The organism is Amycolatopsis sp. NPDC003861, assembly GCF_053605405.1.
Genome location: NZ_JBSGJD010000462.1, coordinates 1 through 3405 on the forward strand (window position 1 = coordinate 1; position 3405 = coordinate 3405).

The 3405-nt window shown below is 73.6% G+C and carries 1 protein-coding gene; it reads right to left on the minus strand.

Annotation, left to right across the window (positions count from 1 at the left end; all coding sequences use genetic code 11):
* Nucleotides 1-334: 334 nt before the first annotated feature.
* Nucleotides 335-3405, minus strand: a 3071-nt coding sequence (locus ACWEVN_RS47250; protein ID WP_452055628.1) for a DUF4132 domain-containing protein, incomplete at its 5' end; no start/stop codon positions are given.

Here is a 3405-nt window from a genome sequence, read left to right on the forward strand (position 1 = left end):
GTCCGAGCGAGCAGACCGGACCGGACGTGCCCGGCGGCCCGGGCAAGCCCGGCTGGACCGGCCCGTCTCGCCCGGCCCGCGGACCGGCTGGGGTGGCCTGCCTGGATCGGTCGTCTGGCGGTCTGCCCGGACCGGGTGGGCCTGGCGGCCCGGGCAAGCCCGGCTGGACCGGCCCGTCTCGCCCGGCCCCCCCGGACCGGCCGGGGCGGCCTGCCCGGAGCGGCCTGCACGGAGCCGGCCCCGGCGGCCGACCGGAGCGGGCCTGGCGGCCGGGCGTGGGTGGAGGCGTTACACCGCAACCCCCTTCAGAGGTCGGTCGGGTTGTGGGCGGCGGTCAGTGGGTCAGGTCGGTCAGCTCGGCTAGGAGCTCTGAGGCCGTTACCGGGTCGAGTTCGCCGAATACTCGCGTTCCCTGGGGGCTCCAAGCTCCTTCTCCCTTCTCGTCCAGCCAGATGTCCGTGAGCTTCTGCTCGGGTTCCTCCGCCGGCAGTCCGACCAAAATGCCCGGGTCGAGGTTGAGGACCACTGCTCCGCCGTCGGGGGTGGGGCGGAGGAGCCAGGCCTCGACGCCGTTGTCCAGGGCTGGGCCTCGATGCCAGCCCTTCTTTGTCAGGCCCAGGAGCTTGCCCGTGGGGACCGTGTGGTTCTCGAACCTCTTCAACCTGGTGGCCGACCTCTCCGCCTCCTCCAGGCGCGCCGCCGGGCGGCCGAGTTGGGGGAACGGCTGGAGGATCTCGTAGTCCGCGAACAGGGCCGACCAGGTCGCCAGCTCCTCGGCGAACTGCAGGGGGTGGGCCACGCCTACCTCGGCCGTCTCGGGGAGGGCGTACTGCTCGTCGTGGATGTCGGCGTACGTTCCGTCCTCCGCGCAGCGGAACGTCTGGCCCGCCGTCGTGCGCCAGACCAAGCGGCGGACCAGGTGGACCAGCAGGGGGTGGCCGGCCAGGAGCTCGGTGAACTCCGCCGCCGGCCAGTGGCGGCCCTGGACCATGGCCGACTCCAGGCGGGAAATCTGCTCTGCCGCGACCGTGCGGACGTCCTTCTTCAACGCCGTGAACCGCTTGTACTCCGCCGCTGCGAGTTCGGCGTCGTCCTTCGTACCCGGCTTCGGCAATGCTTTGCGGGGCTTGCCGTCCGGGTCTGTGACGTACGGTTTGAGCTGTTCGTCGAAGCCGACCACGAATCGGCGCGGGCCGTAGTCGATCACTGCCGTGGCTGCCTCGTCGAGGCCGAGTGTCGGGACCAGGCGATCGGCCAGCTGCTCGGCCGACAGGCCGAGGCCCTCGGCGACCGCCGCGATCTTCTCCTGGGCTCGGAGCTTCAGTGCCTTGAACTTCACCTTCTGCGCGATGGAATTCAGGTGCAGCAACGCGAAGTCCGTGCCGATGCCGGCCAGGACGTCGAGGGCCGCGGCCGCGCGGGCGTGGCCGCCTTCGCCCGGCCACGCCCGGATCAGCGGGCTCAGCTTGCGCACCACGTCGTCGTCGCCGAAGAGACCCAGTGCGGTGAGCACCCAGCTGTCCTTGGCCGGGTAGTCCGCGGCCCGCCAGCGGCCGAACAGTCCCCACGCGAACTCCGCCAGCGACGCCGTGTCCGCGAAGTCGCGCAGGTGCACCACCCCCGGGTAGACCTCGTCGGGCGTCGACAGCGCGAACAGCATGAGCACGTGCGGGATCACGCGGTCGGGCAGGGCCTGCTCGCCGCCGCGGACGCGGATCTGGGGCAGCACTGCCGGATCCGCCCACGCGCCGGGGACCGGCAGGCGCACCGGCAGGACTTCCAGGGGGTCGGTGACGAGCAGTTCGGCGACGGCCTCGGCCGCCTCCGCGCCGTGGTGGGCGGCCGCCGCGGACACCGCCTCTTCGTGTCCGCTCTTCGCCAGGGCGCGCAGTGCGGCTTCGGCGGTGCGCCGGTTCGCGCCGGCCGGGCCGAGCGCCACCGGGACCAGGAACCTCGTGGCGTCGGTGAGGTGCCGGCCGAGCCACGCCAGCGCGACCTCCCGGGCCTTCTTCAGCCGGACCAGCCAGTCCGCCATCAGCAGCGCGATTTCCGGGCTCACGTACGGCAGCAGCACTTCGCCGCGGTGGCCCGGGTGCGCCGCCGCCATCGCCAGCAGCGGCCGGTAGGCGAGCAGCCCGTGACGGCTCGCCAGGACGCGGCCCCAGATCTCCCCGTCCCACGCCTCGGCCGGGCGCCACGCGGCCAGCCGCTCGCGCACCCAGTCGTCCGGGGCTTTGACGAACAGGGTGGGCCCGTCCGGCGCGTACAGCTTCCCGGCGTCGTACTCCTCGGCCGCGCGCTGCCAGCCGCCGTACAGGCCGCGGTGCAGCCGCGTGTGCCACTCCGCCCACTCGGCCTGTTCGCCGGGGGCCCACACCAGTTTCGGCTCGGCCGGAACCGAAAGTCCACTGAGGACGGTGGGTTCGCGCCGGGTGCGGCTCGAAGCCCACGGTGGGTCGGCGAGCACCCGCGGGAGCGCCTCGTCGGCCACGGACGGCAGCCGCTCTTCGCCCGCCAGCGCGCGTTCGACCAGCGCCCGCTCTGCGACGCCAAGATCGGGCAGAACGCCGGCCGCGATGTCCGGATGGGCGGCGACATGGCTGCGCAGCAGGAAGTTCGCCTCTTCGGCGTACGCCGCCTGCGCGGTGGCGGCCTGCGCCAGCAGCCGGACCGCACGCTCCGGCGTGCCGGCCATCCCGGCGGCGACGACCGGCTGCACGTGTTTCTGCCCCAGCCGCGTCACCAGCAGCTCGAACGCTTCGTCGCCGGGCAGGCCGGCCAGCACGGACAGCAAGAACCTGCGGGAGTCGCCGCCGCTCGGATCAGCGTCGAGGGCGCGGGCGAAGAGGGGAGCCGACGCGGCTCCCATCGCGTCGAACAGGGTGTAGCGGACCTCTTCGGACTGGAGCCGCCAGCGGAGCACCACGGTCGGCACCGCGTCGAGCTGGTCCCGGGTGGACAGTGCCTGCAGGACCGCCGTCCAGTCGACGCCGAACTCCCCGAGCGGCCGGGTGGCCGCCAGCATCTCGCGGGCCCAGTCTTCGCGCGTGGGCACCAGGTAGGAGGCCACCACCTGGCCGGCCGGTTCGGCCCGGAACGCGGCCAGCGCCGCCGTCGCCGCCTCGTACTCGGCATCGCCGGCGGCGGCGAGGAGGGCGCGCAGCCGGCGGAACAGCGGATATTCCCCGGGGAACAGGCCGCGGCACCGCTCCGTCCACCGTTCCAGCAGCGCGGTGCCGTCGGGGTAGTGGTCGGAGTGGACGATTTGGGTCATGGTGGCCGCCGCCCGGACCGCGAACTCGGGCCCCCGCGCCCACCACGCGTCGGCGATCCGCCACGTTTCCGCATGCCCGCCGGACTTCCGGCGCAGGCCGCTGTGCAGCAGCGTGCCCAGGACGGCCGCAC